This is a genomic window from Microbacterium sp. (assembly GCF_040394595.1).
Taxonomy (GTDB): Bacteria; Actinomycetota; Actinomycetes; order Actinomycetales; family Microbacteriaceae; genus Microbacterium.
The window spans coordinates 1-24,324 of the sequence record NZ_JBEBSA010000004.1; the positions used below are offsets into that span (position 1 = coordinate 1).

The 24,324-nt window shown below is 71.3% G+C and carries 23 protein-coding genes; 15 read left to right on the forward strand and 8 right to left on the reverse strand.

Annotated features, from left to right (window positions below; genetic code table 11):
• Nucleotides 1-2 precede the first annotated feature (2 nt).
• Nucleotides 3-419 (forward strand): 50S ribosomal protein L17, encoded by a 417-nt coding sequence (rplQ, locus tag ABWO84_RS06845; RefSeq protein WP_353113773.1) that lies wholly within the window; start codon nt 3-5, stop codon nt 417-419.
• Between the two features lie 807 nt (nt 420-1,226).
• Here the strand turns inward: rplQ and ABWO84_RS06850 are convergent.
• Nucleotides 1,227-2,804 (reverse strand): AMP-binding protein, encoded by a 1,578-nt coding sequence (locus ABWO84_RS06850; RefSeq protein ID WP_353113774.1) that lies wholly within the window; start codon nt 2,802-2,804, stop codon nt 1,227-1,229.
• Nucleotides 2,805-2,934: 130 nt separating this feature from the next.
• Between ABWO84_RS06850 and ABWO84_RS06855 the strand changes: the two genes are divergently transcribed.
• Genes ABWO84_RS06855 through ABWO84_RS06880 form a run of 6 tightly spaced genes read left to right on the forward strand, consistent with a single transcriptional unit; the run spans nt 2,935 to nt 6,725 of the window.
• Nucleotides 2,935-3,414 (forward strand): hypothetical protein, encoded by a 480-nt coding sequence (locus ABWO84_RS06855; protein WP_353113775.1) that lies wholly within the window; start codon nt 2,935-2,937, stop codon nt 3,412-3,414.
• A gap of 40 nt (nt 3,415-3,454) precedes the next feature.
• Nucleotides 3,455-4,249, forward strand: coding sequence for a sulfite exporter TauE/SafE family protein (locus ABWO84_RS06860; RefSeq protein WP_353113776.1), 795 nt, complete (start codon nt 3,455-3,457; stop codon nt 4,247-4,249).
• Nucleotides 4,250-4,306: 57 nt separating this feature from the next.
• A complete protein-coding gene (locus ABWO84_RS06865; RefSeq protein ID WP_353113777.1) occupies nt 4,307-4,753 on the forward strand; it encodes an FAS1-like dehydratase domain-containing protein in 447 nt (148 codons plus the stop codon).
• Nucleotides 4,753-5,151 carry a MaoC/PaaZ C-terminal domain-containing protein gene (locus ABWO84_RS06870; protein WP_353113778.1) on the forward strand — a complete coding sequence of 133 codons (399 nt, stop codon included), beginning with the start codon at nt 4,753-4,755 and terminating at the stop codon, nt 5,149-5,151. Before ABWO84_RS06865 ends, ABWO84_RS06870 begins: the two co-directional genes overlap by 1 nt.
• Nucleotides 5,151-6,302 (forward strand): UDP-N-acetylmuramate dehydrogenase, encoded by a 1,152-nt coding sequence (locus tag ABWO84_RS06875; protein ID WP_353113779.1) that lies wholly within the window; start codon nt 5,151-5,153, stop codon nt 6,300-6,302. Before ABWO84_RS06870 ends, ABWO84_RS06875 begins: the two co-directional genes overlap by 1 nt.
• A gap of 24 nt (nt 6,303-6,326) precedes the next feature.
• Entirely contained in the window at nt 6,327-6,725 is a 399-nt protein-coding gene (locus ABWO84_RS06880) for a VOC family protein (RefSeq protein WP_353113780.1), read from the forward strand.
• Between the two features lie 110 nt (nt 6,726-6,835).
• Here the strand turns inward: ABWO84_RS06880 and ABWO84_RS06885 are convergent, their stop codons facing one another.
• Both ABWO84_RS06885 and ABWO84_RS06890 read right to left on the reverse strand, forming a co-directional pair.
• Nucleotides 6,836-8,035 carry a pyridoxal phosphate-dependent aminotransferase gene (locus tag ABWO84_RS06885; RefSeq protein WP_353113781.1) on the reverse strand — a complete coding sequence of 400 codons (1,200 nt, stop codon included), beginning with the start codon at nt 8,033-8,035 and terminating at the stop codon, nt 6,836-6,838.
• Between the two features lie 2 nt (nt 8,036-8,037).
• Nucleotides 8,038-8,658, reverse strand: a complete 621-nt coding sequence (locus ABWO84_RS06890) for a MarR family winged helix-turn-helix transcriptional regulator (RefSeq protein ID WP_353113782.1) — start codon at nt 8,656-8,658, stop codon at nt 8,038-8,040.
• Between the two features lie 84 nt (nt 8,659-8,742).
• Here ABWO84_RS06890 and ABWO84_RS06895 point away from each other — a divergent pair, with 84 nt between their 5' ends.
• Nucleotides 8,743-10,932 (forward strand): MMPL family transporter, encoded by a 2,190-nt coding sequence (locus ABWO84_RS06895; RefSeq protein WP_353113783.1) that lies wholly within the window; start codon nt 8,743-8,745, stop codon nt 10,930-10,932.
• Nucleotides 10,933-11,051: 119 nt separating this feature from the next.
• Here ABWO84_RS06895 and rraA read toward each other — a convergent pair whose 3' ends face one another.
• The 3 genes from rraA to aceA form a co-directional block, all read right to left on the reverse strand.
• Complete coding sequence (rraA, locus tag ABWO84_RS06900; protein WP_353113784.1) at nt 11,052-11,516, reverse strand: ribonuclease E activity regulator RraA; 465 nt, start codon at nt 11,514-11,516, stop codon at nt 11,052-11,054.
• Nucleotides 11,517-11,596: 80 nt separating this feature from the next.
• Nucleotides 11,597-13,222: a malate synthase A gene (gene aceB, locus ABWO84_RS06905; protein WP_353113785.1), complete on the reverse strand. Its 1,626-nt coding sequence runs from the start codon at nt 13,220-13,222 to the stop codon at nt 11,597-11,599.
• Nucleotides 13,223-13,306: 84 nt separating this feature from the next.
• Nucleotides 13,307-14,620, reverse strand: a complete 1,314-nt coding sequence (gene aceA, locus ABWO84_RS06910; protein ID WP_353113786.1) for an isocitrate lyase — start codon at nt 14,618-14,620, stop codon at nt 13,307-13,309.
• 144 nt (nt 14,621-14,764) lie between these two features.
• Between aceA and ABWO84_RS06915 the strand changes: the two genes are divergently transcribed.
• Entirely contained in the window at nt 14,765-16,216 is a 1,452-nt protein-coding gene (locus tag ABWO84_RS06915; protein WP_353113787.1) for a helix-turn-helix domain-containing protein, read from the forward strand.
• Between the two features lie 70 nt (nt 16,217-16,286).
• Here the strand turns inward: ABWO84_RS06915 and phoA are convergent, their stop codons facing one another.
• Both phoA and ABWO84_RS06925 read right to left on the reverse strand, forming a co-directional pair.
• On the reverse strand, nt 16,287-18,164 hold the full coding sequence (gene phoA / locus ABWO84_RS06920) for an alkaline phosphatase (protein ID WP_353113788.1): 1,878 nt from the start codon (nt 18,162-18,164) through the stop codon (nt 16,287-16,289).
• 151 nt (nt 18,165-18,315) lie between these two features.
• Nucleotides 18,316-18,975: an amino acid deaminase gene (locus ABWO84_RS06925; RefSeq protein WP_353113789.1), complete on the reverse strand. Its 660-nt coding sequence runs from the start codon at nt 18,973-18,975 to the stop codon at nt 18,316-18,318.
• Between the two features lie 381 nt (nt 18,976-19,356).
• On the opposite strand from ABWO84_RS06925, the gene ABWO84_RS06930 reads away from it, so the two are divergent.
• From ABWO84_RS06930 to ABWO84_RS06955, 6 genes are read left to right on the forward strand one after another with little or no spacing between them, the layout of a single operon-like run.
• Nucleotides 19,357-20,034: an HAD family hydrolase gene (locus tag ABWO84_RS06930; RefSeq protein WP_353113790.1), complete on the forward strand. Its 678-nt coding sequence runs from the start codon at nt 19,357-19,359 to the stop codon at nt 20,032-20,034.
• A 2-nt stretch (nt 20,035-20,036) separates the two neighbouring features.
• The gene (gene phnD / locus ABWO84_RS06935) at nt 20,037-21,020 is read left to right on the forward strand and encodes a phosphate/phosphite/phosphonate ABC transporter substrate-binding protein (protein ID WP_353113791.1); all 984 of its coding nucleotides are present in this window, start codon (nt 20,037-20,039) and stop codon (nt 21,018-21,020) included.
• A gap of 2 nt (nt 21,021-21,022) precedes the next feature.
• Nucleotides 21,023-21,844 (forward strand): phosphonate ABC transporter ATP-binding protein, encoded by an 822-nt coding sequence (gene phnC, locus ABWO84_RS06940; protein WP_353113792.1) that lies wholly within the window; start codon nt 21,023-21,025, stop codon nt 21,842-21,844.
• Entirely contained in the window at nt 21,841-22,650 is an 810-nt protein-coding gene (gene phnE / locus ABWO84_RS06945) for a phosphonate ABC transporter, permease protein PhnE (protein WP_353113793.1), read from the forward strand. Before phnC ends, phnE (ABWO84_RS06945) begins: the two co-directional genes overlap by 4 nt.
• 5 nt (nt 22,651-22,655) lie before the next feature.
• Entirely contained in the window at nt 22,656-23,483 is an 828-nt protein-coding gene (phnE, locus tag ABWO84_RS06950) for a phosphonate ABC transporter, permease protein PhnE (RefSeq protein ID WP_502915401.1), read from the forward strand.
• A complete protein-coding gene (locus tag ABWO84_RS06955; RefSeq protein WP_353113795.1) occupies nt 23,470-24,324 on the forward strand; it encodes a MurR/RpiR family transcriptional regulator in 855 nt (284 codons plus the stop codon). Before phnE (ABWO84_RS06950) ends, ABWO84_RS06955 begins: the two co-directional genes overlap by 14 nt.

The following is a 24,324-nucleotide window of genomic DNA, read 5'->3' on the forward strand; positions in this document are numbered from 1 at the left end:
CGATCAAGACGACCGAGACCAAGGCCAAGCGCCTGCGTCCGCTCGCCGAGCGCCTCATCACGTTCGCCAAGCGCGGCGACCTGCACGCTCGTCGCCGGGTGCTGTCGGTCATCGGTGACAAGGAAGTCGTGCACGTCCTGTTCACCGAGATCGCTCCGCTCGTCGCCGAGCGTGAGGGCGGCTACACCCGCATCACGAAGGTCGGCAACCGTAAGGGCGACAACGCTCCGATGGCCGTGATCGAGCTCGTCCTCGAGCCCGTCACGCCGAAGAAGAAGGCTGCGAAGCCCGCCGCGAAGGCTGAGGCCCCCAAGGCCGAGGAGAAGCCCGCGGAGGAGGCTCCCGTCGAGGAGGCTCCCGAGGCCCCGGCTGAGGAGGCGCCGGCCGAGGAGGCCGCTGCCGAGGAGAAGGCCGAGTAAGACTCGTATCCACGGAGAAGCCCGCCGCCCCGATGGGGAGGCGGGCTTCTCCGTCTGCCGGCGTCCCGTTCTGCGGGTGATGTCCCGTTCTGCGGACGTATCCGGCCGTTCTGTCCGGGATTCGGGGTGTTGTCCGGGATTCGGGCGGGGACGAGGCCCGGGCCGGGGTCGGGTCCCGGGGACGGGTCAGATCCCGGACGGTGTCCCGATCCGCGGACGTATCCGGCCGATCTGTCCGGGATCCGGGGTGTTGTCCGGGATTCGGGACGGGGACGGGACGAGGCGCGGTCTGCGGGTGGTGTCCCGTTCTGCGGGTGGTGTCCCGTTCTGCGGGTGGTGTCCCGTTCTGCGGACGTATCCGGCCGTTCTGTCCGGGATGCGGGGTGTTGTCCGGGATTCGGGACGGGGTCGGGGCGGGGACGAGGCCCGGGCCGGGGTCGGGTCCCGGGGACGGGTCAGATCCCGGACGGTGTCCCGATCCGCGGACGTATCCGGCCGATCCGTCCGGGAATCGGCACGTCGTCCGCGAATCGGGCGGGGTCGGGATGAGGCCCGATCGGCGGGCGGTGTCCCGGTCTGCGGGTGGTGTCCCGTTCCGCGGACGTATCCGGCCGTTCTGTCCGGGATCCGGGGTGTTGTCCGGGATTCGGGACGGGGTCGGGGCGGGGACGAGGCCCGGGCCGGGGTCGGGTCCCGGGGACGGGTCAGATCCCGGACGGTGTCCCGATCCGCGGACGTATCCGGCCGATCCGTCCGGGAATCGGCACGTCGTCCGCGAATCGGGACACGGATAAGGATCAGACGGGTTCAGACCCGGGCGCGGAGGTCCTTGCGCAGGATCTTGCCGGAACTCGACTTCGGGATCTGATCGATGAACTCCACGATGCGCACCTTCTCGTGCGGGGCGACCTTCGACGCCACGAAGGCCATCACGTCGTCGGCCGTGAGGTCCGCGCCGGGCTGCACCACCACGTAGGCCTTCGGCACCTCCTGGCCGTCCTCGTCGTTGGCGCCGATGACGGCGGAGTCCGCGATCTGCGGGTGCTCCAGCAGCACGGCCTCGAGCACCGCCGGGGCCACCTGGTAGCCCTTGTACTTGATGAGCTCCTTGAGCCGGTCGACGATACGGAAGATCCCCTCGGGGGTGACGGTGGCGATGTCGCCGGTGTGCAGCCAGCCGTCGGCGTCGAGCATGTCGGCGGTCGCATCCGGCCGGTTGAGGTAGCCGAGCATGACCTGGGGGCCGCGCACCCACAGCTCGCCGGGTGCGCTCGGGCCCCCCGTGGGAGCCTCGACGTCGAGGCCGGTGTCGGGATCGACGAGGCGCGCCTCGGTGTTGGGCACCAGCGGGCCGATCGACGACTTGTCGATGTCCGTCCGTTCGGCGGGGATGAGGTTGACCGCGGGACTGGTCTCCGTCATCCCGTAGCCCTGGACGACCTCGCATCCGAGGCGGGCGGCGACAGCCGAGGCGAGCGCGCCGTCGAGCGGCGCTGCCCCCGAGAACACCACGCGTACGGCCGAGAGGTCGTACTGGTCGACGATCGGATGCTTCGCCAGCGCGACCGCGATCGGCGGGGCCACGAAGACCCAGGTCGTGCGGTGCTCGGCGATGATGCGCAGGAACTCGGGTAGGTCGAAGCGGGGCATCGTGACCAGGCCCGCGCGCTGGCGGAGGGCGAAGTTCAGCAGCACCGTCATGCCGTAGATGTGGAAGAACGGGAGCACTGCCAGCACGCGGTCGTCCGGGCCGACGGTGAGCACGGGACGGCACTGTGCCACGTTCGAGACGAGGTTGTGATGCGTGATCATCACGCCCTTGGGGCGGCCGGTGGTGCCTGAGGAGTAGGGCAGCACGGCGACGTGGGTGCGGGGGTCGAAGGTCACCTCGGGAGCGGCGTGGCCCTCGGCGAGCAGGTCGCGGAGGCCGAGGTGGCCCTCGGCGCCGTCGAGCACGACGATCCGCTCGTCGGGGATCCCGCGGATCGCGGCGGCCGCCTTCGCGCCGGCGAGCAGCGGCGAGACCGTGAAGAGCCAGTCGGCGCCGGCGTCCTCGAGCTGGTTCGCGATCTCCTCGCCAGTGTAGAGCGCGTTGATCGTGGTGGCCGTCGCGCCTGCGCGCAGGATGCCGTGGAATACCGTGGCGAAGGCGGGGACGTTCGGGCAGAGCATCCCGATGGTGCTGCCGACGCCGAGGCCGCGGGCGGCGAGGGCGCCGGCGAGCAGCTGGATCTGCTGCACCAGCTGGCGATAGGTCGTCTCCGCGCCCGACATGCCGTCGACGATGGCGACGGAGTCCAGGGCCGACTCGTCGAGATCGCCGAAGAGGTAGTCGTAGATCGAGACGTCGGGGATCTCGATCTCGGGGTAGAGGCTTCGGAACATGGGATCTCCTTCGATCTGTGGCGCAGCACGGGCGTCGGGCAGCATCGCCTCGATGTTCCTCAGTGTCGCACAGTCTGAGACGGAGTCCCAGGAATATCTCCGCACCTCGCAGGTGGCATATCGTCGGGGCGTGAACGCACGACGGGAGCAGGAGCCGGAGACCGGACGAGGTCTCCGCATCGCGCGCGTCCTGTGGCTCGCCGGATACGTTCTCGCGCTGTGCGCGGTGCTCGTCGCCGCGGTGCAGATCGACCCGCCGTCGCGGAAGAACAGGTTCGCGGATGCGGAGGCGTCGATCGTCATCGGCCTCGTGGCAGGCGCCGTCGCCGTCGTGCTGCTGGTCCTCCTGCAGATGCCGCCTCGTCTCCGGCCGCGGACGCTGCCGGCCGCGGCCCTCTCCGGATGGCTGATCTGGGCCCTCGCCGCGGGGTTGACGGGATACCGGGTGCTCGTCCGGGCCGGCGATGCGCGGGGCTTCTCCGACGTGATGCTCGAACCTCTCCTCGGCCTGCAGGTCGTACAGCTGGTGCTGCTCGGCCTCCTCGCCGGGCGCCTCGAACGCCGCCGTCGCGGGGCGCTGCGCGACGGCGACATCTCTGCGAGGATCTGAGCCGCATGGACGGGTCCGGACGCGGGGCTAGGCTGGAGCGGTGAAGGACGACAAGCCGATCACCCGGACGCCCCGCGCCTACCTCGGCTTCATCGCGATCGGCCTGATCGCCGGACTCCTCTCCGGTCTCTTCGGTGTCGGAGGCGGCACCGTGATCGTCCCGCTGCTCGTGCTCCTGCTGCGTTTCGATCAGCGCCTCGCGGCGGGCACCTCCCTCGCGGCGATCGTGCCGACGGCAGCGGTCGGCGTGATCTCGTACGCGATGTCGGGGTCGGTCGCGTGGGTCCCCGCGCTCATCCTCGCCGCCGGTGCGGTGGTCGGGGCGCAGATCGGGACGCGCCTGCTGCCGAAGGTGCCCCAGCACGTGCTGCTGTGGATCTTCGTCGGCTTCATCGTCGTGGTCATCGTGACGCTGTTCGTGATCGTGCCCTCGCGCGACGCCCACCTCGAGCTCACCTGGCTCACGGGCGCGATCCTCGTGGTGATCGGCGTCTTCACGGGCGTCCTCGCCGGGCTCATCGGTGTCGGCGGGGGAGTGGTGGTCGTCCCGGCCCTCATGCTCGGGATGGGCGTGAGCGACCTCGTCGCCAAGGGCACCTCGCTGCTGATGATGATCCCCACCGCGGTGTCCGGCACCATCGGCAACCTCCGGCACCGCAACGTCGATCTCACCGCCGCGGCCATCATCGGCGTCTCCGCGTGCACGATGACCGCACTCGGCGCCTGGCTCGCGCGTCTCATCGACCCCTTCGTCGGCAACGTGCTCTTCGCCGCCTACCTCGTGTTCATCGCGGTCCAGCTCGCGGTGAAGGCGCTGCGGATGCGCCGCGCCTGAGGTTCTCCCGGCCGACGGCGGCCCCGGATGCGGCGCCGTGCTGGATAGGATCGAGGGGTGGCAGTGAACCCTGATCTGGTCGGGCGCGCGTTCGCGCCGACCGCCCCGTATCTCGTCGGCCGGGAGAAGGTGCGCGAGTTCGCGCGCGCCGTGTTCGCCGACGCCCCCCTGCACACCGACGTCGAGGCCGCTCGGGCCCTCGGATACGCCGACGTGGTCGCACCGCCGACCTTCGCCATGGTGGTCCAGGACCTCACGCTCCAGCAGCTGCTGGGTCTCCCCGACTCGGGCATCGTGTTGTCCCGCACGATCCACGCCGAGCAGAGGTTCCAGTACACGCGGCCGATCGTGGCGGGCGACGAGCTGACCGCGCAGCTGCAGGTCACCGGCGTCCGCACACTCGGCGGCAACGCGATGATCACCAGCGAGGCCGAGATCCGCGACGCCTCCGGAGAGCACGTCGTCACCGCGACCAGCGTGCTGCTGGTCGGAGAGGGGGAGTGATGACGTTCGCCGTCGGAGACGTGGTCGCCGAGCGCACCGTGCACCTGACCCGCGAGTCGCTGGTGCGCTACGCCGGGGCATCCGGAGACTTCAACCCCATCCACTACCGCGACGACGTCGCCGCGCAGGTGGGCCTCCCCGGAGTGCTCGCGCACGGGATGCTGACCATGGGCATCGCGTCGTCGGTCGTCGTCGCCGCGCTGGGTGACGTCGCGCGCATCGTCGACTACGGCGTGCGCTTCACGAAGCCGGTCGTCGTCGACCCCGTCGCGGGAGCCGACGTGACCGTGGTCGCGACCGTCGGTGCGATCGCCGACGACGTCGCCCGCATCGATCTGAAGGTGACGCACGGCGAGACGACCGTGCTCGCCAAGGCGCAGCTGCGCGTCGCGCTCTGATGGCGCAGGCAGGCATGACAGAGATCACCCCGATCCCGCTCGCGCAGCTGACGACGCTCCGCACCGGCGCCGCCCCTGCGCGCATGCTGGACGCCTCGACCCGCGACGAGCTCGTGAGCGCGCTGCGCGACGTCTGGGCGACCGGCGACGAATGGTTCGTGCTCGGCGGAGGGTCGAACCTCTTCGTCGGAGACGAGCCCTTCGAGGGAGCAGTGATCCGGGTGCTCTCGAACGGCGTCGAAGAGCTGCCCTCGCCGCATGCCGGGCGGGTTCGGCTGCGCGCCCAGGCCGGACACGACTGGGACGCCCTGGTCGCCTACGCGGTCGAGCGCGGCTACGCGGGGATCGAGGCGATGAGCGGCATCCCCGGCACGGTCGGCGCCGCCCCCGTGCAGAACGTCGGCGCGTACGGGCAGGAGATCCAGGAGACCCTCGTCGAGGTCGAGCTGATCGACGAGTCGACGGGCGACGTGCAGACCGTGCCCGCCGCCGAGCTGGGCCTCGGCTTCCGCACGTCCGTGCTCAAGCATCACTACGGCTCCGTGCCGGAGCGCCGGGCGGTGATCCTCAGCGTCACCCTCGATCTCGCCGTCGCCGGCGACGGCACGCGCGTCGTGCGCGGCGAGCAGCTGCGTCGGGCCCTGGGCCTCGAGTCGGACGCCCCGGTGCCGCTCGCGTGGGTGCGGGAGAGGATCCTCGAGACCCGCGCCGCCAAGGGGATGCTGCTGAACCCGGACGACCCGGACACCTACAGCGCCGGATCGTTCTTCCAGAACGCGATCGTCCCGGAACAGGTCGCCCGAGCGCTGCCCCCGGAGTGTCCACGGTGGCCCGTCCAGCCCGACCTGGATGCCGTCACGGTCATCCCCCTCGACGGGTACGGAGGTATCGTGCCGCCGATGGCCGAGCGCTCCGGCGACGTGAAGGTCAGTGCCGCATGGCTGATCGAGCACTCCGGCATCCGCAAGGGGTTCAAGCTCCCGCAGTCCCGGGCCGGGGTCTCGACGAAGCACGCCCTCGCCCTCACCAACCGGGGGCGGGCCACCGCGGGGGAGGTCGCCGAGCTGGCGCGCTTCATCCGCAGCCGCGTGCACGCCGAGTTCGGGCTGCTGCTCCAGCCGGAGCCGGTGCTCGTCGACGTGGAGCTCTAGCCCGGGGCGGCGTACACTCGCCGCATGTCCGGACTCGTCCCGTATCTCCTGTTCCCCGGTGTCGCCCGCGAGGCGCTGTCCCTCTATCGCGAGGTCTTCGGCGGGGAGGTGCGGATGTTCACCTACGCCCAGGCCGGCAGAACGGACGGCCCGGCGGACGCGGTCGCGCACGGGATGCTCGTGCAGGGCCCGGTCGAGCTCGCGGGGGCCGACGCCGCGGACGGCGAGGAGTCCGTGCGGATGGCGGGGATGTTTCTCTCGCTGCTCGGCACCGCGGATCCGGAGACGCTGGCCCGCTGGTTCGCCGCGCTCGCCGAGGGGGGACGTGTGATCGATCCGCTGCAGAAGCGCCCGTGGGGAGACCACGACGGCACGCTCGTCGACCGGTACGGGGTGCGCTGGCTCATCGGCCACGAGGGCTGAGCCCGGCCCCTTCCCGCTGGGTGGTCAGTTTCGGCAGGTTTTCGGCGCAAAACCTGCCGAAACTGACCACCCAGCGGGAAACGCGGGCGCGGGGCGGCCCGCCGGGGGAACTAGGCGAAGAGGCGCTGCAGGCGCTGGACGCCCTCCAGCAGGGCCTCGTCGCCGAGGGCGTACGAGAGGCGCAGGTATCCGGACGGACCGAAGGCCTCGCCCGGGACGACGGCGACCTGCGCCTGGTCGAGGATGAGGTCGGCGAGCTCGAGAGAGGTCGTCGGCGTCACACCGCCCCAGGTGCGGCCGAGGAGGCCCTGCACGTCGGGATAGACGTAGAACGCGCCGTGCGGGTTCGGCACGACGAGCCCGTCGATCCTGGACAGCTCCGCGACGATCAGGCGCCGGCGACGGTCGAAGGCCTGGCGCATCTGCTCGGCCTCGTCCTGCGGGCCGTTGAGGGCCGCGATCGCCGCGCGCTGGGCGATGTTGTTCACGTTGCTGCACAGGTGCGACTGGAGGTTCGCGGCCACCTTGATCGCGTCCGCGGGGCCGACCATCCACCCGAGGCGCCATCCGGTCATCGCATAGGTCTTCGCGACGCCGTTGACCAGGATCGTCTGCCCCGCAGCCTCCGGCGACGCCTGCACGATCGAGGTGGCGGTGACCCCGTCGTAGGTGAGGTTCTGGTAGATCTCGTCGCTGATGATCCAGATGCCGTGCTCGACGGCCCACTCGCCGATGGCCCGCGTCTCGTCGGCGGTGTACACCGAGCCGGTGGGGTTGGAGGGGGACACGAAGACGAGCGCGGTGGTGCGCGGGGTGCGCGCGGCCTCGAGCTGCTCGACGGTGACCTTGTAGTCCTGGTCGGCGCCCGCGAACACCTCGACCGGGACGCCGTCGGCGAGGCGGATCGCCTCCGGGTACGTGGTCCAGTACGGCGCGGGCAGCAGCACCTCGTCGCCCGGGTTCACCACGGCCTGGAACGCCTGGTACACGGACTGCTTCCCGCCGTTGGTGACGAGCACCTGCGAGGGGTCGACCTCGAGGCCCGAGTCGCGGAGCGTCTTCGCGGCGATGGCCTCGCGCATGGCCGGGAGACCGGCGGCGGGCGTGTAGCGGAAGTTCGCCGGGTCGGTGAGCGCCTCGGCCGCGGCGTCCACGATGAACTGCGGAGTGGCGAAATCGGGCTCGCCCGCCGCATAGGAGATCACGGGCTTGCCCTCGGCCTTGAGGGCCTTGGCCTTGGCGTCGACCTTGAGCGTGGCGGACTCGGCGATGGCGGAGAGCTTGCGGGAGAGGGGTGCGCGTTCGGTCACGCTTAGATGCTACTCGCGCCCGGGCGCGCCCACGGCTCGTCGCGCAGCGTGATCTCCTCGGTCATGTCGCGCAGGAAGCGGATGACCACGTCGCGCTCCTCACGGGTGAGGCGCGCTGCCGCGTAGAAGCGCTTGGACTGCTGGCGCCCCACGGTCTCCATCGCCGCCCGGTGGGTCTCGGGCGTGATCGTGATGGCGAGCGCCCGGCGGTCGGTGGGGTGCGCGGCGCGGACCACGTGCCCGTCGCGCTCGAGCCGGTCGAGGAGCTTGGTGGTGGAGGCGGTGGAGATGCCGAGGTGCTGGGCGATCGCGCCAGGGGTGGCGATCGCGTCGCGGTGCGCGCACACGATGAGGTAGTGCAGCGCCCGCATGTCGGTGTCGCCCAGGCGCATGTACTTGCGGGAGGCTTCGCCGAGGCGCTGCTCGGCCTCGCGGAGGCGTCCGATCGCGGTCATGAGATCGGTGATCTGCCGCAGGTCCTCCGGCGGGATCCCTGCGCGCTCGATGAGGGTGTGGCCGGGGTCGTTGGCGTCGACCTCGTAGATCGCCTCGTCGGCGATCCCGTCGCGTGCCGGAGGCCCGGCGGCGGCGTCGCCGGGTGCCTCGGGGCCGTGACTCTGCATGGGGTCATGCTACTCGCCGGCAATTATCACGCTTGGCAATTTACTAGCTTAGCTAGCATAATTAGGGAGACGTCTGGAGGAGACATGCCCCGCACCGCCCCCGCGGAGACCCGCACCCGCCCCGGACACCGCTCCGGGGTGCGGATCCTGGTCCCCGCCGTGCTCATCCTCGCCTGGCTCGTCGGCGCCTCGCTGGGCGGTCCGCTGTTCGGCAAGATCGACGAGGTGTCCTCGAACGACCGCACCGCGTATCTGCCGGAGTCCGCGGACGCCACGAAGGTGCAGAAGATGCTCGGCGAGTTCAACGACAGCGAGGACGTCCCGGCGATCGCCGTCTTCGTGTCGGAGAGCAGGCTCGGCGCCGATGACCTGAAGGCCATCGGCGACGCGGTCTCCTCGGCGACCGCGGTCGACGGCGTGGCGGACGGGGTGTCGCCGGCGCTGCCCTCCGACGACGGGAAGGCCGCTCAGGCGTTCATCCCGATCCGCAGCGGGGCCGACCTCGGCGACGCGGTGTCGGCCCTGAGCGCTCATCTGACGCAGGCCCTGCCGTCCGGCGTCTCTGTGCTCATCACCGGCCCGGCCGGGTTCAGCGCCGACCTCGTCGCCGGCTTCGCGGGCATCGACGGCCTGCTGCTGGGCGTCGCGCTGCTCGCGGTGCTCGTGATCCTCGTGCTCGTCTACCGATCGCTCCTGCTGCCCTTCGTCGTGCTCTCCACCAGCCTGTTCGCGCTGTGCGTCGCGCTGCTCGTGGTGTGGTGGATGGCGAAGGGCGGGATCCTGCTGCTCAGCGGGCAGACGCAGGGCATCCTCTTCATCCTGGTGATCGGGGCGGCGACCGACTACGCCCTGCTCCTGGTCGCGCGATTCCGCGAGGAGCTTCGCTCCACCCGCGACAAGGGCGCCGCGCTCGCGGCGGCGTGGAAGGGCGCCTTCGAGCCGATCGTCGCCTCCGGGGGTACCGTCATCGCGGGGCTCCTCTGCCTGCTGCTCAGCGACCTCAAGTCGAACAGCACGCTCGGTCCCGTGGCCGCGATCGGGATCGTCTTCGCGATGCTCGCCGCGCTCACCCTGCTCCCGGCACTGCTGCTGCTCTTCGGTCGCGCCGTCTTCTGGCCGCAGCGCCCGGTCTACGAGCCCGAGGCGGTCGCGGCGGAGGGCGGGATGCCGGCGTCCGGGCTGTGGGCGCGGCTCGCGGAGGCCGTGCGACGGCGTCCGCGCGTGATCTGGCTGGCGACCGCGGCGGTGCTGCTCGTCGCTGCCGTCGGGATCGTACGGCTCGAGGCATCCGGCGTCCCGCAGTCCGACCTCGTGCTCGGCGCGTCCGAGGCGCGGGACGGCCAGACGGCCCTCGGCGAGCACTTCCCCGGCGGTTCGGGCAGTCCCGCCTATGTCGTCGTTCCGGAGGCGGCGATGCAGGAGGTCGCCGACGTGCTGCGCGCGCATGACGGGGTGTCGGCCGTCTCGGTGACGGCCTCCGGCTCGCCGAGCGGGTCGGCGCCGGTCACCGCCGACGGGATCCAGGCGGTCGGCGCGCCGGGGACGCCGCCCCCGGACCCCACGGTCGTCGACGGCGACGTGCTGCTGCAGGCGACGCTCACCGACGCGGCCGACTCCGATGCGGCCGAGCGGACCGTGCGCGACCTCCGGGCGGGGCTCGACGGCAAGGATGCGCTCGTGGGCGGAGTCACCGCCACCGCGATCGACACCGACGACGCGTCGATCCACGACAGGAACCTCATCATCCCCGTCGTGCTCGGCGTGATCCTGCTGATCCTCATGCTGCTGCTGCGCTCGATCCTCGCGCCGATGCTCCTCATCCTCACCACCGTGCTGTCGTTCGGCGCGGCGATGGGGGTCTCGGCGCTCGTGTTCGACGGAGTCTTCCGCTTCCCGGGCGCTGACCCCGCCGTGCCGCTCTACGGCTTCGTCTTCCTGGTGGCGCTCGGCATCGACTACAACATCTTCCTCATGACGCGCGTGCGCGAGGAGTCGAAGGCGCACGGGACGAGGGAGGGCGTGCTGCGGGGGCTGGCCGTGACCGGAGGGGTCATCACCTCGGCAGGGCTCGTGCTGGCCGCCACCTTCGCGGCCCTGTCGGTGATCCCGATCCTGTTCCTGGTGCAGCTGGCCTTCATCGTGGCCTTCGGCGTGCTGCTGGACACCTTCGTGGTGCGCACCCTGCTCGTCCCGGCGCTCGCCTACGACATCGGCCCGCGGATCTGGTGGCCGTCGAAGCTCGGACGCCGGCGGGAGGAGAGCCGGCGGGGCTGAGGCCTGGCGGCGGGCGCGTGTCGGGAGCCCGCACGGATCGCATCCGCGGCGACGGATGGCATCCGGTGTGAACGTGCCGCGGGTGCGGAACATCGCCGGGGATGCCGAACGTCCGTGGGTCAGCGCTCGACGAGCACGCCGTCCTCGTCCGCGTAGAGCCGGGCCCCGGGGCGGAACACGACGCCGCCGAAGGAGAGCTCGACGTCGAGGTCTCCGGCCCCGGTCTTGGCGCTCTTGCGGGGGTTGGTGCCGAGCGCCTTCACCCCGAGCGGCATCCCGCCGAGGGCGACGCTGTCGCGCACGCAGCCGTGGATCACCACGCCGACCCAGCCGTTGTCGACGGCGCTCTGCGCGATCATGTCGCCCATGAGCGCCGTCCCGAACGATCCGTCGCCGTCGACCACGAGCACCGCCCCGTCGCCCGGTGTGGCGAGCAGATCTTTCAGCAGGAGGTTGTCCTGGAAGCATCGCACCGTGCGGATCGGGCCCTCGAACGTGGTCGTCCCGCCGAAGGAGCGGAGCTGGATCGGCAGGGACTGCAGGGCGTCGCCGTGGTCGTCGTAGAGGTCTGCGGTGCTGGTCATGCTCTCTCCTTCGGGGGATCGCGTGGTCAGTTTCGGCAGGAATCCCGGGGAAAACCTGCCGAAACTGACCACGCGGCGGGTCATGCCTCGGCGAGGTGCTTCGAGTATGCCCCGAGCGTGAGGAACGCGGGGAAGGTCTCGCGCAGGGAGACCTCGCGGAACACGTCCGCGGCCTCCTCGAAGCGATCGCCCTCGAAGCGGTCCGACTCGCCGAGCACCTCGACGATCAGCCCCTCCACGTAGTCGGCGGTGATCGGGGTGCCGTCCTCGGTCGTGCGATCCTGCTGGATCCACTGCCACACCTGGGAGCGGGAGATCTCGGCGGTCGCGGCATCCTCCATGAGGTTGTCGATCGCCACGGCGCCCTGCCCGCGCAGCCAGGCTTCGATGTAGCGGATGCCGACCGACACGTTGTCGCGCACGCCCCGGGCGGTGATCGGGCGGCCGATGTGCAGATCGATCAGCTGCGCCGCGGTGACCTCGACGTCGTCCCGGCGGCGGTCGAGCTGGTTCGGACGGTCGCCGAGCACCGCGTCGAACTCCGCCTGGGCGGCGGGGATCAGATCGGGGTGCGCCACCCAGGTGCCGTCGAAGCCGTCGCCCGCCTCGCGCTTCTTGTCGGCCGAGACCTTCTCGAGCGCCCGCTCCGTGACCTCCGGATCACGGCGGTTCGGGATGAAGGCGCTCATGCCGCCGATCGCGTAGGCGCCTCGCCGGTGGCAGGTCTGCACGAGCAGCTCGGTGTAGGCCCGCATGAACGGCACCGTCATCGTCACCTCGCTGCGGTCGGGCAGCACGAACCGGGCGCCGCGGCCGCGGTAGGTCTTGATGATCGAGAAGATGTAGTCCCAGCGCCCGGCGTTCAGACCCGCGCAGTGGTCCCGCAGCTCGTAGAGGATCTCGTCCATCTCGAACGCCGCCGGGAGCGTCTCGATCAGCACCGTCGCGCGGATGGTGCCGTGGGGGATGCCGAGGAAGTCCTCGCTGAACGTGAACACGTCGTCCCAGAGCCGCGCCTCCTCGCTCGACTCCAGCTTCGCGATGTAGAAGTACGGGCCGCGCCCGGCGTCGATCAGTGCCTGGGCGTTGTGGAAGAAGTACAGCCCGAAGTCGACCAGCGAGCCGGACGCGGCCATCTCCCGGCCGGTGCGATCGATGAACGAGATGTGCTTCTCGATCAGGTGCCAGCCGCGCGGCCGCATCACGATCGTGGGCGTGTGCTCCGCCGTGACGCGGTACTCCTTGCCCGCCTCGTTCGTGTACGTCAGCTCGCCGCGGATCGCGTCGCGGAGCGACAGCTGCCCGCCGATGACGTTGGCCCAGGTGGGGCTCGTCGCATCCTCCTGGTCGGCGAGCCACACGCGGGCGCCGGAGTTCAGCGCGTTGATCGTCATCTTCGGATCGGTCGGCCCGGTGATCTCGACGCGGCGGTCCTCCAGGCCGGGGCCGGCGCCGGCGACGCGCCAGTCGGCGTCCTCGCGGATGTGCGCGGTGTCGCCGCGGAACGACGGGTCGTGGCCGTTGCCGATCTCGAAGCGGCGTCGCATCCGGTCGGCGAGCCGGTCGTGCCGGCGTGCGGCGAAGCGGTGGTGCAGCTCGGTGAGGAAGGCGACGGCCTCGGGGGTGAGGATCTCGTCGAAGCGGTCGTGTCCGGGTCCGGTGATCTCGATCGCGGGGCCCTGGCGGGTGGAAGCGGTGATGGTCATGATCGTGGTCCTTCGTGGAATGGGCGTTTCGTCTCGCTCCGCTCGCTCGACGACCGGTGCCGGGTCGAGCGAGCGACGCGGAGGTCAGTGGAACTGCGCGGCCTCGGTGGAGCCCGCGAGGGCGAGGGTCGCGCTGTCGGGGTTGAGCGCGGTGGAGATGACGTCGAAGTAGCCGGTGCCCGCCTCGCGCTGGTGCTTGGTGGCGGTGTACCCGTCGGCTTCGGCGGCGAACTCGGCCTCCTGCAGCTCTACGTAGGCGCTCATGGCGCGCTCCGAGTAGCCGCGGGCGAGGTCGAACATCGAGTAGTTCAGGGCGTGGAAGCCGGCGAGCGTGATGAACTGGAACTTGTAGCCCAGGTCGGCCAGCTCCTGCTGGAACGTCGCGATCTCGGCGTCCGACAGGTGCCGCTTCCAGTTGAAGCTCGGCGAGCAGTTGTAGGCGAGGAGCTTGCCCGGGAACTGCGCGTGGACCGCGGCGGCGAACTCGCGGGCGAGCTCGATGTCGGGCTCCCCGGTCTCCACCCAGATCAGGTCGGCGTAGGGCGCGAAGGCCAGGCCGCGGCTGATGACCGACTCGATGCCGGCGCGGATGCGGTAGAAGCCTTCGCTGGTCCGCTCACCGGTGGTGAATCGCTGGTCGCGCTCGTCGACGTCGCTGGTGAGGAGGTCGGCGGCCAGCGCATCGGTGCGGGCGATGATCACCGTCGGGACCCCGGCGACGTCGGCCGCGAGGCGGGCCGCGTTCAGCGTGCGGATGTGCTGCTGCGTGGGGACGAGCACCTTGCCGCCGAGGTGGCCGCACTTCTTCTCGCTCGCCAGCTGGTCCTCCCAGTGGATGCCGGCGGCGCCGGCCTGGATGAGCGACTGCGCGAGCTCGTAGGCGTTGAGCGGTCCGCCGAAGCCGGCCTCGGCGTCGGCGACGATCGGGGCGAGCCAGTCCTGGGTGACCTCGCCCTCCGCGTGCTCGAGGCCGTCCTGGCGGAGCAGCGCGTTGTTGATGCGGCGCACCACCGCGGGGACCGAGTTCGCGGGGTAGAGCGACTGGTCGGGGTAGGTCTGCCCGGCGAGGTTGCCGTCGGCGGCGACCTGCCAGCCGGAGAGGTAGATGGCCTTCAGCCCGGCGCGCACCTGCTGCACGGCCTGCCCGCCGGTGTAGGCGCCGAGAGCCCGCACGTAGTCCTCGGTGTGGAGCAGGTTCCACAGGTTCTCCGCGCCGCGGCGGGCGAGCGTCGAGTCCTCGCGGACCGAACCGCGGATGCGGATGACGTCCTCGGCCGAGTAGGTGCGCTCGATGCCGTCCCAGCGCGGGTCGGTGTCCCAGATCTCCTGCAGCTCGGCGGCGGTCTGGGTCTGGTCCCCGGCGCGGAGGCCGGCGGGGCGGGGTGCGGTGTTCGTCATGGCATCTCCTTCGGTGCGGTCGCGGTGTTCCCGAGGGGGAGTCGCGGGGTCTTGTCTCCACTTTCGGTGAAGTTCAGGCGCCTGAATGACCAATCAACGTGTGAAATTCAATCGAATTTCTGCTTTTGTGAGAGAATCGGCGGCATGCCTCGCATCGACGCCGCAGAAGAGACCGACGCCCTCACGATCGGCCGTCGCGTCCGTCAGTTGCGCACCGCCGCCGGACTCACGCTCGAGGAGCTCGCCGCGACGATCGGTCGCGCCCCCAGCCAACTGTCCATGATCGAGACGGGCAAGCGCGAGCCGAAGCTCACGCTGCTGCAGGCCATCGCGCGCGCCCTGGGGACGAGCATCGACGCACTGCTCGAAGGCGAACCCCTCGACGCGCGCAGCACGATGGAGATCGCGCTGGAGCGCGCCATGAAGGGGCAGACCTTCCGCACGCTCGGGATCGACGCGTTCCGCATCGGCCGTACGGTGCCCGACGAGGCGCTCGCCGCGATGCTCGCCCTGCACGGAGAGATCGAGAGGCTGCGCGACGAACGCGCCGCGACGCCCGAGGAGGCGCGGCGCGCGAACGTGGAGCTGCGCCATCTCATGCGCACGCAGGACAACTACTTCGAGGACCTCGAGAGGGAGGCGGCCGGGCTGCTGTCCGCGGTCGGTCATCCCGGCGGCCCGCTCACGCAGCGCACCGCCTCCGAGATCGCGGCGCACCTGGGCTTCACCCTGCACTACGCGCCGGACCTGCCGCAGACCACCCGCAGCGTGGCCGACCTCGCGAACGGGCGGCTCTACCTGTCCAGCCGGGTGCCCGCCAAGGGCGACGCCCGCACCGCGGTGCTCCAGGCGCTGTCGAGCCGCATCCTCGGTCACGCGGAGCCCCGGAGCTACGCGGAGTTCCTGCGCCAGCGGGTGGAGACGAACTATCTCACGGGGGCCCTTCTCATGCCGGAGGCGCATGTCGTGCCGGTGCTGCAGGACGCGAAGGCGCGGCGGGCGATCTCGATCGAGGACCTCCGCGACGCCTACTCGGTGTCGTACGAGACCGCGGCGCACCGCTTCACCAACCTGGCCACCCGGCACCTCGGCATCCCGGTGCACTTCCTGAAGGTGCACGAGTCGGGCACCATCACCAAGGCCTATGAGAACGACGACGTCAACTTCCCGACCGACCGGCTCGGCTCGATCGAGGGGCAGATGTGCTGCCGTCGCTGGACCAGCCGCGAGGTGTTCGAGGTGGAGGACCGTTTCAACCCGTACTACCAGTACACCGACACGGGCAACGGCACCTACTGGTGCACGGCGCGCGTGGAGGCGTCGAGCGAGGGGCTGCACTCGGTCAGCGTGGGGGTGCGCTTCGACGACACCCGCTGGTTCGTGGGGCGGGACACCCCGAACCGCGGGGTGTCGAAGCACTCGGTCGAGGCGTGCTGCCGCCGCGCGCCCGCCGAACTGGAGGAGCGCTGGAGGGAGCGGTCCTGGCCGAACGTCCGCACGCCCCGCACGCTGCTCGCGACGCTGCCGACGGGGGCGTTCCCCGGTGTCGACACCACCGACGTGTACGAGTTCCTCGAGGCGCACGCCCCTCGCTGAGCCGGGCGCCGCAGGGGGGATGCGCCGAGCGGCGCCGCCCCCGCAGAGACGACGCCGCTCGGCGAGGGCGTCAGGCGCGGCGTGCGCGGTGACGCGCGAGCAGCAGACCTGCCGCGAGCAGGGCGAGCGCGAGGGCGAGCGTGCCGCCGACCGCGGCGCCGGTCGTGGCGAGGTTGCCCCCGCCTCCGCCGCCGATCCCGCCGCCCGCCGGCTCCGTGGAGCTCGGTGTGGGGGTGGGGGTGGGGTCGACGGGCGCGCCGTCGGCGACCGTGAAGGTCGCGGTGAGCGCCTTCCCGGTCTGCTCCCCGGTGAGCGAGACCCGGTAGGTCCCCGGCTCCGTCGGCGCCGTGAGTTTCAGCGCGACACCGCCGTCGATGACGTCGGTGCGCGTGATCTCGAGCCCGTCGGCCTTCGCCTTCGTGGCGTCGACCGCGCCCGCGACCTGGCGGTCGCCCGCGAGGCCGGTGACGGTGACGGGCAGGGATCCGCCGGGCGCGACCTTCGCCGGCACCTGGATCGCGGCGCCCGACGAGAGCTTCTTCAGGTCGCGGTCGAGCGTGAGCGCATTCGCGATGGTGAAGAAGTTGTCGGTCTGGTCGGTGAGGCCGATCACGTTGGCCGCGCCGGGGCCGTAGCCCGCGATCCGCACCTGCGAGCCGGTGTGCTGCTGCGAGCCGCCGGCCGCCGCCGTGCCGTACGAGACCTTCATCGTCGAGCCCTCGGGAGTGCGCAGCGCGATCGACAGGGAGGTCGGCGGGGTGTCGTCCACGATCTGCGACGTGTGCGCGTGGTCGGCGGTGACGATCACCAGGGTGTTGCCGTCCTTCTTCGCGAAGTCGAGCGCCGCCTTCACAGCCTCGTCGAGGTCGATGGTCTCGCCGATCTGCCCGCAGGCGTCCGCGGCGTGGTCCTGCTTGTCGATCGAGGCCCCCTCGACCTGGAGGAAGAAGCCCTTGTCGCCCGTGTTCAGCAGGTCGATCGACTTCTTGGTGAGCGCGGCGAGCGACAGCTGCGAGGACAGCCGGTCGGGGTTGTCGGTGCAGGTCACCGGCGCCGCATCCGCGCCGCCGACCGTCGCGGTCGTCGGAGCGAAGCGCGTCGGGAAGTTGCCCGGGGTGAAGGTGCCGAGCACGGGCTTCGACTGGTCCGCCGCGGTCACGCCGGCGAGGTCTCCGGCGCTGCGCACCACCTGGTAGCCGCGGTCGGTCGCCTGATCGAACAGCGACTCGCCGTTCCACGGACCGGCCTTGGCGGACTGCGCGAACGACGCCGATCCGCCGCCCAGGGTGAGGTCGGCGCGAGTGTCGATGATCTGCTCGCTGATCGAGCCGCGTCCGCCCTTCTCCAGCAGGTCGGCGCCGCACTGCGAGGTCGACTCCGGGCCGTAGCACTTGCGCCCGGCGACATGGGCGGCCTGCACCGCCGGCGTCGCGTCCTGGATCTCCGCGGTGGAGACGTTGCCGGTCTTCAGCCCGTTCGCCTTGGCGAGCTCGAGGAGCGTGTCGTGCAGGGCGCCCGTGATGTCGACCGAGATCGCGCCGTCGTAGGACTTGGTGCCGGTGGCCCAGGCCGTGCCGGTCGCGGCGGAGTCGGGCACGTAGTCGACGGTGCCGTCCTTGTGGAGCGAGTAGGTGGTGTACGAGCCGGTGATCGGCAGGGCGTCGATGCCGGGGAAGCGTCCGCCCGCGCCGTGCGCGTAGTTGCGGGCGACGGTGATCTCCGAGTCGCCCATGCCGTCGCCGATCAGCAGGATGACGTTCTTGGCGGGGCCGTCGACGATCGCGTCGCGGATCTCCGCGGTGCGGTCGCCGTCGTTGCGGGTGGCGCCGCCGGGGGCGGACGGATCGCCGGCCGCCTGGGCGGCCGGGGCGAGAAGCAGCGAGGCCGCGACCACGCTGCCTGCGGTGAGGGCGATCGCCGTGCGGCGGCGCCCGATGGACTGGATCATGCGCTGTCTGTTCCTCTTCGGTGAGCGGATGCCGGATGCCCGGGACGACGCGCGAACGGCGATCGCCGGACCGCTCAAGCCCAGCAGTCGCAGGGGTACGCCGGGTGTCCGCGGGGCGACGATCCGGTGAACCCGCGTCCGGGGCGGAGGGTCAGACCGCGTTCCATCGCAGGCGCGGGGGCTCGCCCTCGAGCTGCGTGCGGACGGCATCCGCATCCTCGACCGGGAACATCGTGACCAGCAGCGGAGCGGTGCCGGCGGCGGGGGAGAGCGCATAGGCGAGGGCGTGTGCGGCTCCGCGGCGCGGGCCGATCGCCACGGCGGCGACGCGTTCCTCCACGAGACCGCTCCAGGTCGCCTCCGCGTTCGCGAGCAGCCCGGTCGCCGCATCCGTCGCGCGGGCGAGCAGGGTCGAGCCTCCGTGCCAGGGGACGAAGTGGTCGTCGGGCAGTCCCAGGGCGCGGGCGAGGTCGCCGCCGAGCCAGCGCTCCCTCTTCAGGCCGTACGGCGTCGGCGCGAGCGAGAGCAGGTACCCGTAGCAGTGCAGCAGCCCGGCGTTGCCGACCGGCCACTCCGCCGGGAGGGCGGCGCGCTCGTGCAGCGCGTCGAAGAGCGCGCGGGGGAGCACGGGCTCGCGGGTGTTCTCGTCGATGATGGTGGAGGCACCCCAGTGCGCGAAGCGGCCCCGTTCGCGGTCGACGTCGATCGCCTCGCCGATGCCGTCGGCGTGGTCGAGCGCGTCCGCGGCGGCGGAGGGCGTGTCGGCGGCCGCGAGCGCGGCGGCCTCGTCGAGCGCATCGATCCCGGGCATGCCTCCACGCTAGCGGCCCGTGCTCCTCCGTCCCGGTCGCAGGGCCCGCACGGGTCCGGGTGGGCCCGGCGCTGGGTCCGGTCGGCGGGGGTCGAGCCTCGCGCCCGCGTCAGGCTCGCGCCCCGCCCCGTGCCCAGCCCGTGCCCAGCCCGTCTATTCGTCACAAAGTCCCGGAATGCGGCACGAATAACGGGACTTTGTGACGAATAGACGGCGGGGTCTGCGGGGAATAGACGGTGGGGTGGGCGGGGAATCCGGGACGCGAAGGGGCGGCGGCGGAAGTGTTCACCGGGCGTTCACGGGAAGTGGTCGACATGTCCACAATCGGAGTCCATGATGGACGAAGCGTCCACAGCATCCGAGACACGCAGAGAGCACCACGTGACACGTCCCATCCTCATCTTCGACTTCGACGGCACCATCGCCCTCGGCGACGGCCCCGTCCGCGCCTACGCCCGTGCCGTGGCATCCGAGCTCGGCGAGCCCGCCGGTTTCGATCAGGCCCTCGACCGGGCCATCGCCGACGGCGGAAGCCTCGACGGCTACGACGCCGTGCGCCGCGCCGCCGAGACGTTCGGCGCCTCGCCGGAGCTGCTCGGCCGCGCCTACGCCGCCGGACGGGTGCTGCTGGCCGGCCCCGACGCCCCGATCGAGGCGCCCGCCGGACTCGCGGCGCTGCTCGCCGAGGTCGACGCCGAACGGGTGCTCGTCACGAACGCCCCGGGGGTGCGGATCCCCGAGGCGCTCGAGGCGCTCGGGCTCACCGGGCTGTTCGACCGCATCGTCACCGCGGCGGGCAAGCCGGACGGGCTCGCGGCGATCCTCGACGAGTACGGCGCCGACGCCCGGCTGATCAGCATCGGCGACATCTGGCACAACGACCTCGCGCCCGCCGACGCCCGCGGCCACGCCACCGCCCTCGTCGGGGGAGACGCCCCCGCCGGCGTCCGGCCCACCCTGCACGCCGCCGACACCGCGGCCCTGATCCCGGCCCTGCGCGCCTGGATCTCCCCAGACCTCACCTCCGCACCCTCCCGCATCACCGAATCCGAAGGATGATCATGCGTTCCACCCTCCGCACCTCCCTCGTGGGCCTCGTCGCCGCCGGCGCCGTGCTCACCGTCGCGCTCGCCGGCTGTGCGGGCTCGCCCGACGCCGGCGGCTCGTCCGCGCCCCAGGCCGACCCGGACTCCCTCGTGCTCGCCCTGGTCCCCTCACAGGATCAGTCGGGCCTGGTCGACACCGCCAAGCCGCTCACCGACTACCTCACCAAGGAGCTCGGCATCGACGTCACCGGCGTGGTCTCGAAGGACTACCAGGCCGCCGTCGAGGCCATGGGCGCCGGCCAGGCGCAGATCGGCTTCCTGCCCTCGCTGCAGCTCTGGCAGGCCGGCGACATGTACGGCGCCAAGACCGTGCTGCAGACCGAGCGCAACGGCAACATCACCTACCCGGCCCAGTTCATGACGAACAACCCCGACAAGTACTGCGCCGACAAGCCCGTCGAGCGCGACGGCAAGCTGTTCTGCAACGGGGCCGACGCGCTGAAGGGCCCGGCGGGCCTCGACTCGATCACCAAGGTGAAGGGCGCCAAGGTCGCGGTGCTCGGCCCGGGCTCGCCCGCCGGATACATCTACCCGATCCTCGCGCTGAAGGAGGCGGGCATCGACACCGACAAGGACATCCAGCAGGTGCCCGTGACGGCGAACGACGCCTCCGTGCTCGCGGTCTACAACGGCGACGCCGAGGTCGGCTTCAGCTTCTGGGACGCCCGCGACATCGTGAAGAAGGACAAGGCGGACGTCGGGCAGAAAGTCGTCGTGTTCGCACTGACCGACGAGATCCCCAACGACGGCGTCGCCCTCAGCAAGGACCTCTCGCCCGCGCTGCAGAAGAAGATCACCACGGCTCTCGAGGACTTCTCGAACACCGAGGAGGGCTCGAAGATCCTGCAGAGCATCTACTCGATCACCAAGCTCGCGCCCGCCGACCCGAAGTCGCTCGACGTCGTCGCCCGCGCGGCCGAGAAGCTGGGTCTGAAGTAACAGTGACCTCCCACACCCCGCACGCGGACGCCGGAGCCACCACTCCGGCGTCCGCGCCGTGGCCGATCCGCCTCGACCACGTGACCGTCCGCTACCCGAACGGCACCATCGGCCTGAACGACGTGTCGCTCGACATCGGCGCCGGCGAGATGATCGCCGTCGTCGGACTCTCCGGATCGGGCAAGTCCACGCTCATCCGCACGATCAACGGCCTCGTGCCGATCACCTCCGGCGAGCTCGAGGTCGGCGGTCACCGCGTCGACGGCGCCTCCCGTCGGCAGCTGCGGCGTCTCCGCGGGGACATCGGCATGGTGTTCCAGAGCTTCAACCTCGCCGGTCGCGCGAGCGTGCTGCAGAACGTGCTCGTCGGACGCCTCGCGCACACGCCGTGGTGGCGCACGCAGCTCGGCCTGTACCCCGAGGCCGACAAGGAGCTCGCCTACGAGGCTCTCGACCGCGTCGGCATCCTCGCCAAGGTCTACTCCCGCGCATCCGATCTCTCCGGAGGGCAGCAGCAGCGCGTCGCCATCGCCCGTGCCCTCGCCCAGGAGCCCCGCGTCGTGCTCGCCGACGAGCCCGTCGCCAGCCTCGATCCGCCCACCGCGCGGAGCGTGATGGACGATCTGCGCCGGATCAACCGCGAGCTCGGGATCACCGTGCTCGTCAACCTGCACCTCCTCGACCTCGCCCGTGAATACGGCACCCGCATGATCGGGATGAGGGCCGGAGAGGTGGTCTACGACGGTCCCGCCTCGTCGGCGACCGACACCGACTTCGAGAGCATCTACGGACGCTCGCTCACCTCCTCGGACCGGCTGACATGAGCAGCGGAGAACCGGCGCGGCTCCGCCTCCCCGCCCGGCCGCGCGGGTCGTGGAAGGGGCCGGTGATCGCGCTCGTCGTCGTCGCGATCACCGTGGTCATGTGCCTGCCCGGAATCGGCATCGGCGTGGACTTCGGCGCGATCGCGCGCAACTGGCAGCACGGTGCGGACAAGATCGTCAAGCTCGTGCAGCCCGACTGGTCCTTCTTCCCGAAGACCATCCCGCCGCTCGTCGAGACCCTGCAGATGGCCGTCATCGCCACCGCCATCGGCGCGCTCGTCTCGCTGCCGCTGAGCTTCTGGGCTGCGCGGAGCACCAACCCGCAGGCGCCGTTCCGCATGGCGGTGCGCGGCGTGCTCAACGTGGTCCGCAGCGTGCCCGACCTGCTCTACGCCGCGATCCTCGTCGCGATGGTCGGCGTCGGCGCGCTGCCCGGCATCCTCGCGCTGCTCCTGTTCAACGTGGGCATCCTCGTCAAGCTCGTCTCCGAGGCGATCGACACCAACGACGTCGGGCCGCTCGAGGCCGGACGCGCCGTCGGCGCGACGCAGTCGAAGATCAACCGCACGCTCGCCCTGCCCGACGCCTGGCCGGCCTTCGCCAACCAGACGCTCTACGTGTTCGAGCTGAACGTTCGCGCCTCGACCGTGCTCGGCCTGGTCGGCGCGGGCGGCATGGGCCTGCTCATCGACGCAGTGCGCACCTTCTACCGCTACGACCAGCTCTCGCTGATCATCCTCGAGGTGCTCGTCGTGGTGATCGTCATCGACCTGGTGAGCGACGCGATCCGACGGAGGCTGGTGTGAGCGTCCTGACCGCAGACCGTCCCCACGTGCCGCTGCGCGACCGCCTCCCCGCCCGCCCGCGACGGTGGGGCCGTTCCCTGATCGCGGTCGCGGTGACCCTCGTCGTCGTCCTGGCCTTCTGGTCGATCGACGTCAACTGGGCGCGCCTCGCCGACCTCCCCGCGGAGATGGTCCGGTACGCGGTGCTGATGTTCGGTTCTCCAAACTGGGAGAAGCTGCCCGAGGCGCTGTGGCAGACCTGGCGCAGCATCGAGATGGCGTGGGTCGGCACGATCCTCGGCATCCTGCTCGCCACGCCGCTCAGCCTCTTCGCCGCGCGCGGCTTCGGCCCGGCCTGGCTGCGCCATGCGCTGCGCGTGCTGTTCTCGCTGATCCGCGCCGTGCCGGAGATCATCATCGCGATCGTCATCCTCTCGGTCACCGGCCTCACGCCGTTCACCGGAGCGCTGGCCCTCGCGATCAACGGGATCGGCACACTGGGCAAATGGGGCTACGAGGCGGTCGAGGCGGTTCCGCAGGGGCCGATCGAAGCGGCCCGCGCGGCCGGCGGCAGCACCTCGCAGGTGCTGCGGTGGGGGGTGTGGCCGCAGGCCGAGCCCGCGTTCTGGTCGTTCTGGCTGTACCGCTTCGAGATCAACGTGCGATCCTCGGCGGTGCTCGGCCTCATCGGCGTCGGCGGGATCGGCGACATGCTCACCTCCTACACCCAGTACCGTGAATGGTCGACGGTGGGCGTGCTGCTGCTCGTCGTCATCGTCGTGACGATGCTCATCGACGGCATCTCCGGCAGCATCCGCCGACGGATCATGGAGGGCGCACGTGCACAGGTCTGATGCCGGCCCCATCGCACGCATCGCGACGGTGCTGAACAGCCTGCAGCCGACCGAGCGGCGGGTCGCCGAGGCGATCCTGCAGGCGCCGGACGAGGTCGTCGAGCTCACGGCGCAGCAACTCGCCGACCGCGTCGGCGTCGGCAGGTCGAGCGTGATCCGGGCCTGCCAGTCCTTCGGCTATCGCGGGTTCCCGCAGCTGCGGGTGGCGCTCGCCGGCACGCTCGGGCAGCAGGAGCCCGCCCTCGACTACGGCCAAGGCGTCGTGGGGCGGATGCGAGCGGAGATAGACCGGGTCGCGCAGTCGCTCCCGCAGGCGGTGAGCATGCTCGACGAGGAGGCGGTGGAGCGGGTGGTCCGCGAGGTCGCCCGTGCCAGGAGGGTGCTGATCGTGGCGAACGGCCTCAGCGCCCCGATCGCCTCCGACCTGTCGATGCGCCTCACCGCGGTCGGGCGCCCCGCCGAGACCGTGCCGGATGCGATCGCGCAGCAGATCGCGGCATCCGGGCTCGCGTCCGGCGACGTGTGCCTGGTCGTCTCCGGATCGGGGGCGAACGAGTCGAGCCTGCGGGCGGCGTCGGCGGCCCGGGGATCGGCGCTCATCGTGGCGCTGACCTCGTTCGCGGCGTCGGCGCTCACCGCCCTCGCCGATCTGTCCGTGGTGATCGCTCCGGCGGGGGTGAGCTTCCGCGACGAGCTGGAGCACACCTCCCGGGTCGCGCACGCCGTGTTCGTGGAGGTGTTCGTCGGCGCCGTCGCCCACGAGCTGGGCGACGAGGGGACCCGCCGCGTGCGGGACCGGGTGCTCGGCATCCTGTCGGACAACCTCGCCGACGACGAGTAG

Coding starts and splice junctions, on each gene's coding strand:
- ABWO84_RS06850 (WP_353113774.1), bottom strand. CDS start 2,804: ATGTTCCGAAGCCTCTACCCCGAGATCGAGATCCCCGACGTCTCGATC.
- ABWO84_RS06870 (WP_353113778.1), top strand. CDS start 4,753: ATGACGTTCGCCGTCGGAGACGTGGTCGCCGAGCGCACCGTGCACCTG.
- ABWO84_RS06875 (WP_353113779.1), top strand. CDS start 5,151: ATGGCGCAGGCAGGCATGACAGAGATCACCCCGATCCCGCTCGCGCAG.
- ABWO84_RS06880 (WP_353113780.1), top strand. CDS start 6,327: ATGTCCGGACTCGTCCCGTATCTCCTGTTCCCCGGTGTCGCCCGCGAG.
- ABWO84_RS06890 (WP_353113782.1), bottom strand. CDS start 8,658: ATGCAGAGTCACGGCCCCGAGGCACCCGGCGACGCCGCCGCCGGGCCT.
- ABWO84_RS06895 (WP_353113783.1), top strand. CDS start 8,743: ATGCCCCGCACCGCCCCCGCGGAGACCCGCACCCGCCCCGGACACCGC.
- rraA (WP_353113784.1), bottom strand. CDS start 11,516: ATGACCAGCACCGCAGACCTCTACGACGACCACGGCGACGCCCTGCAG.
- aceB (WP_353113785.1), bottom strand. CDS start 13,222: ATGACCATCACCGCTTCCACCCGCCAGGGCCCCGCGATCGAGATCACC.
- aceA (WP_353113786.1), bottom strand. CDS start 14,620: ATGACGAACACCGCACCCCGCCCCGCCGGCCTCCGCGCCGGGGACCAG.
- ABWO84_RS06915 (WP_353113787.1), top strand. CDS start 14,765: ATGCCTCGCATCGACGCCGCAGAAGAGACCGACGCCCTCACGATCGGC.
- phoA (WP_353113788.1), bottom strand. CDS start 18,164: ATGATCCAGTCCATCGGGCGCCGCCGCACGGCGATCGCCCTCACCGCA.
- ABWO84_RS06925 (WP_353113789.1), bottom strand. CDS start 18,975: ATGCCCGGGATCGATGCGCTCGACGAGGCCGCCGCGCTCGCGGCCGCC.
- phnD (WP_353113791.1), top strand. CDS start 20,037: ATGCGTTCCACCCTCCGCACCTCCCTCGTGGGCCTCGTCGCCGCCGGC.
- phnE (WP_353113793.1), top strand. CDS start 21,841: ATGAGCAGCGGAGAACCGGCGCGGCTCCGCCTCCCCGCCCGGCCGCGC.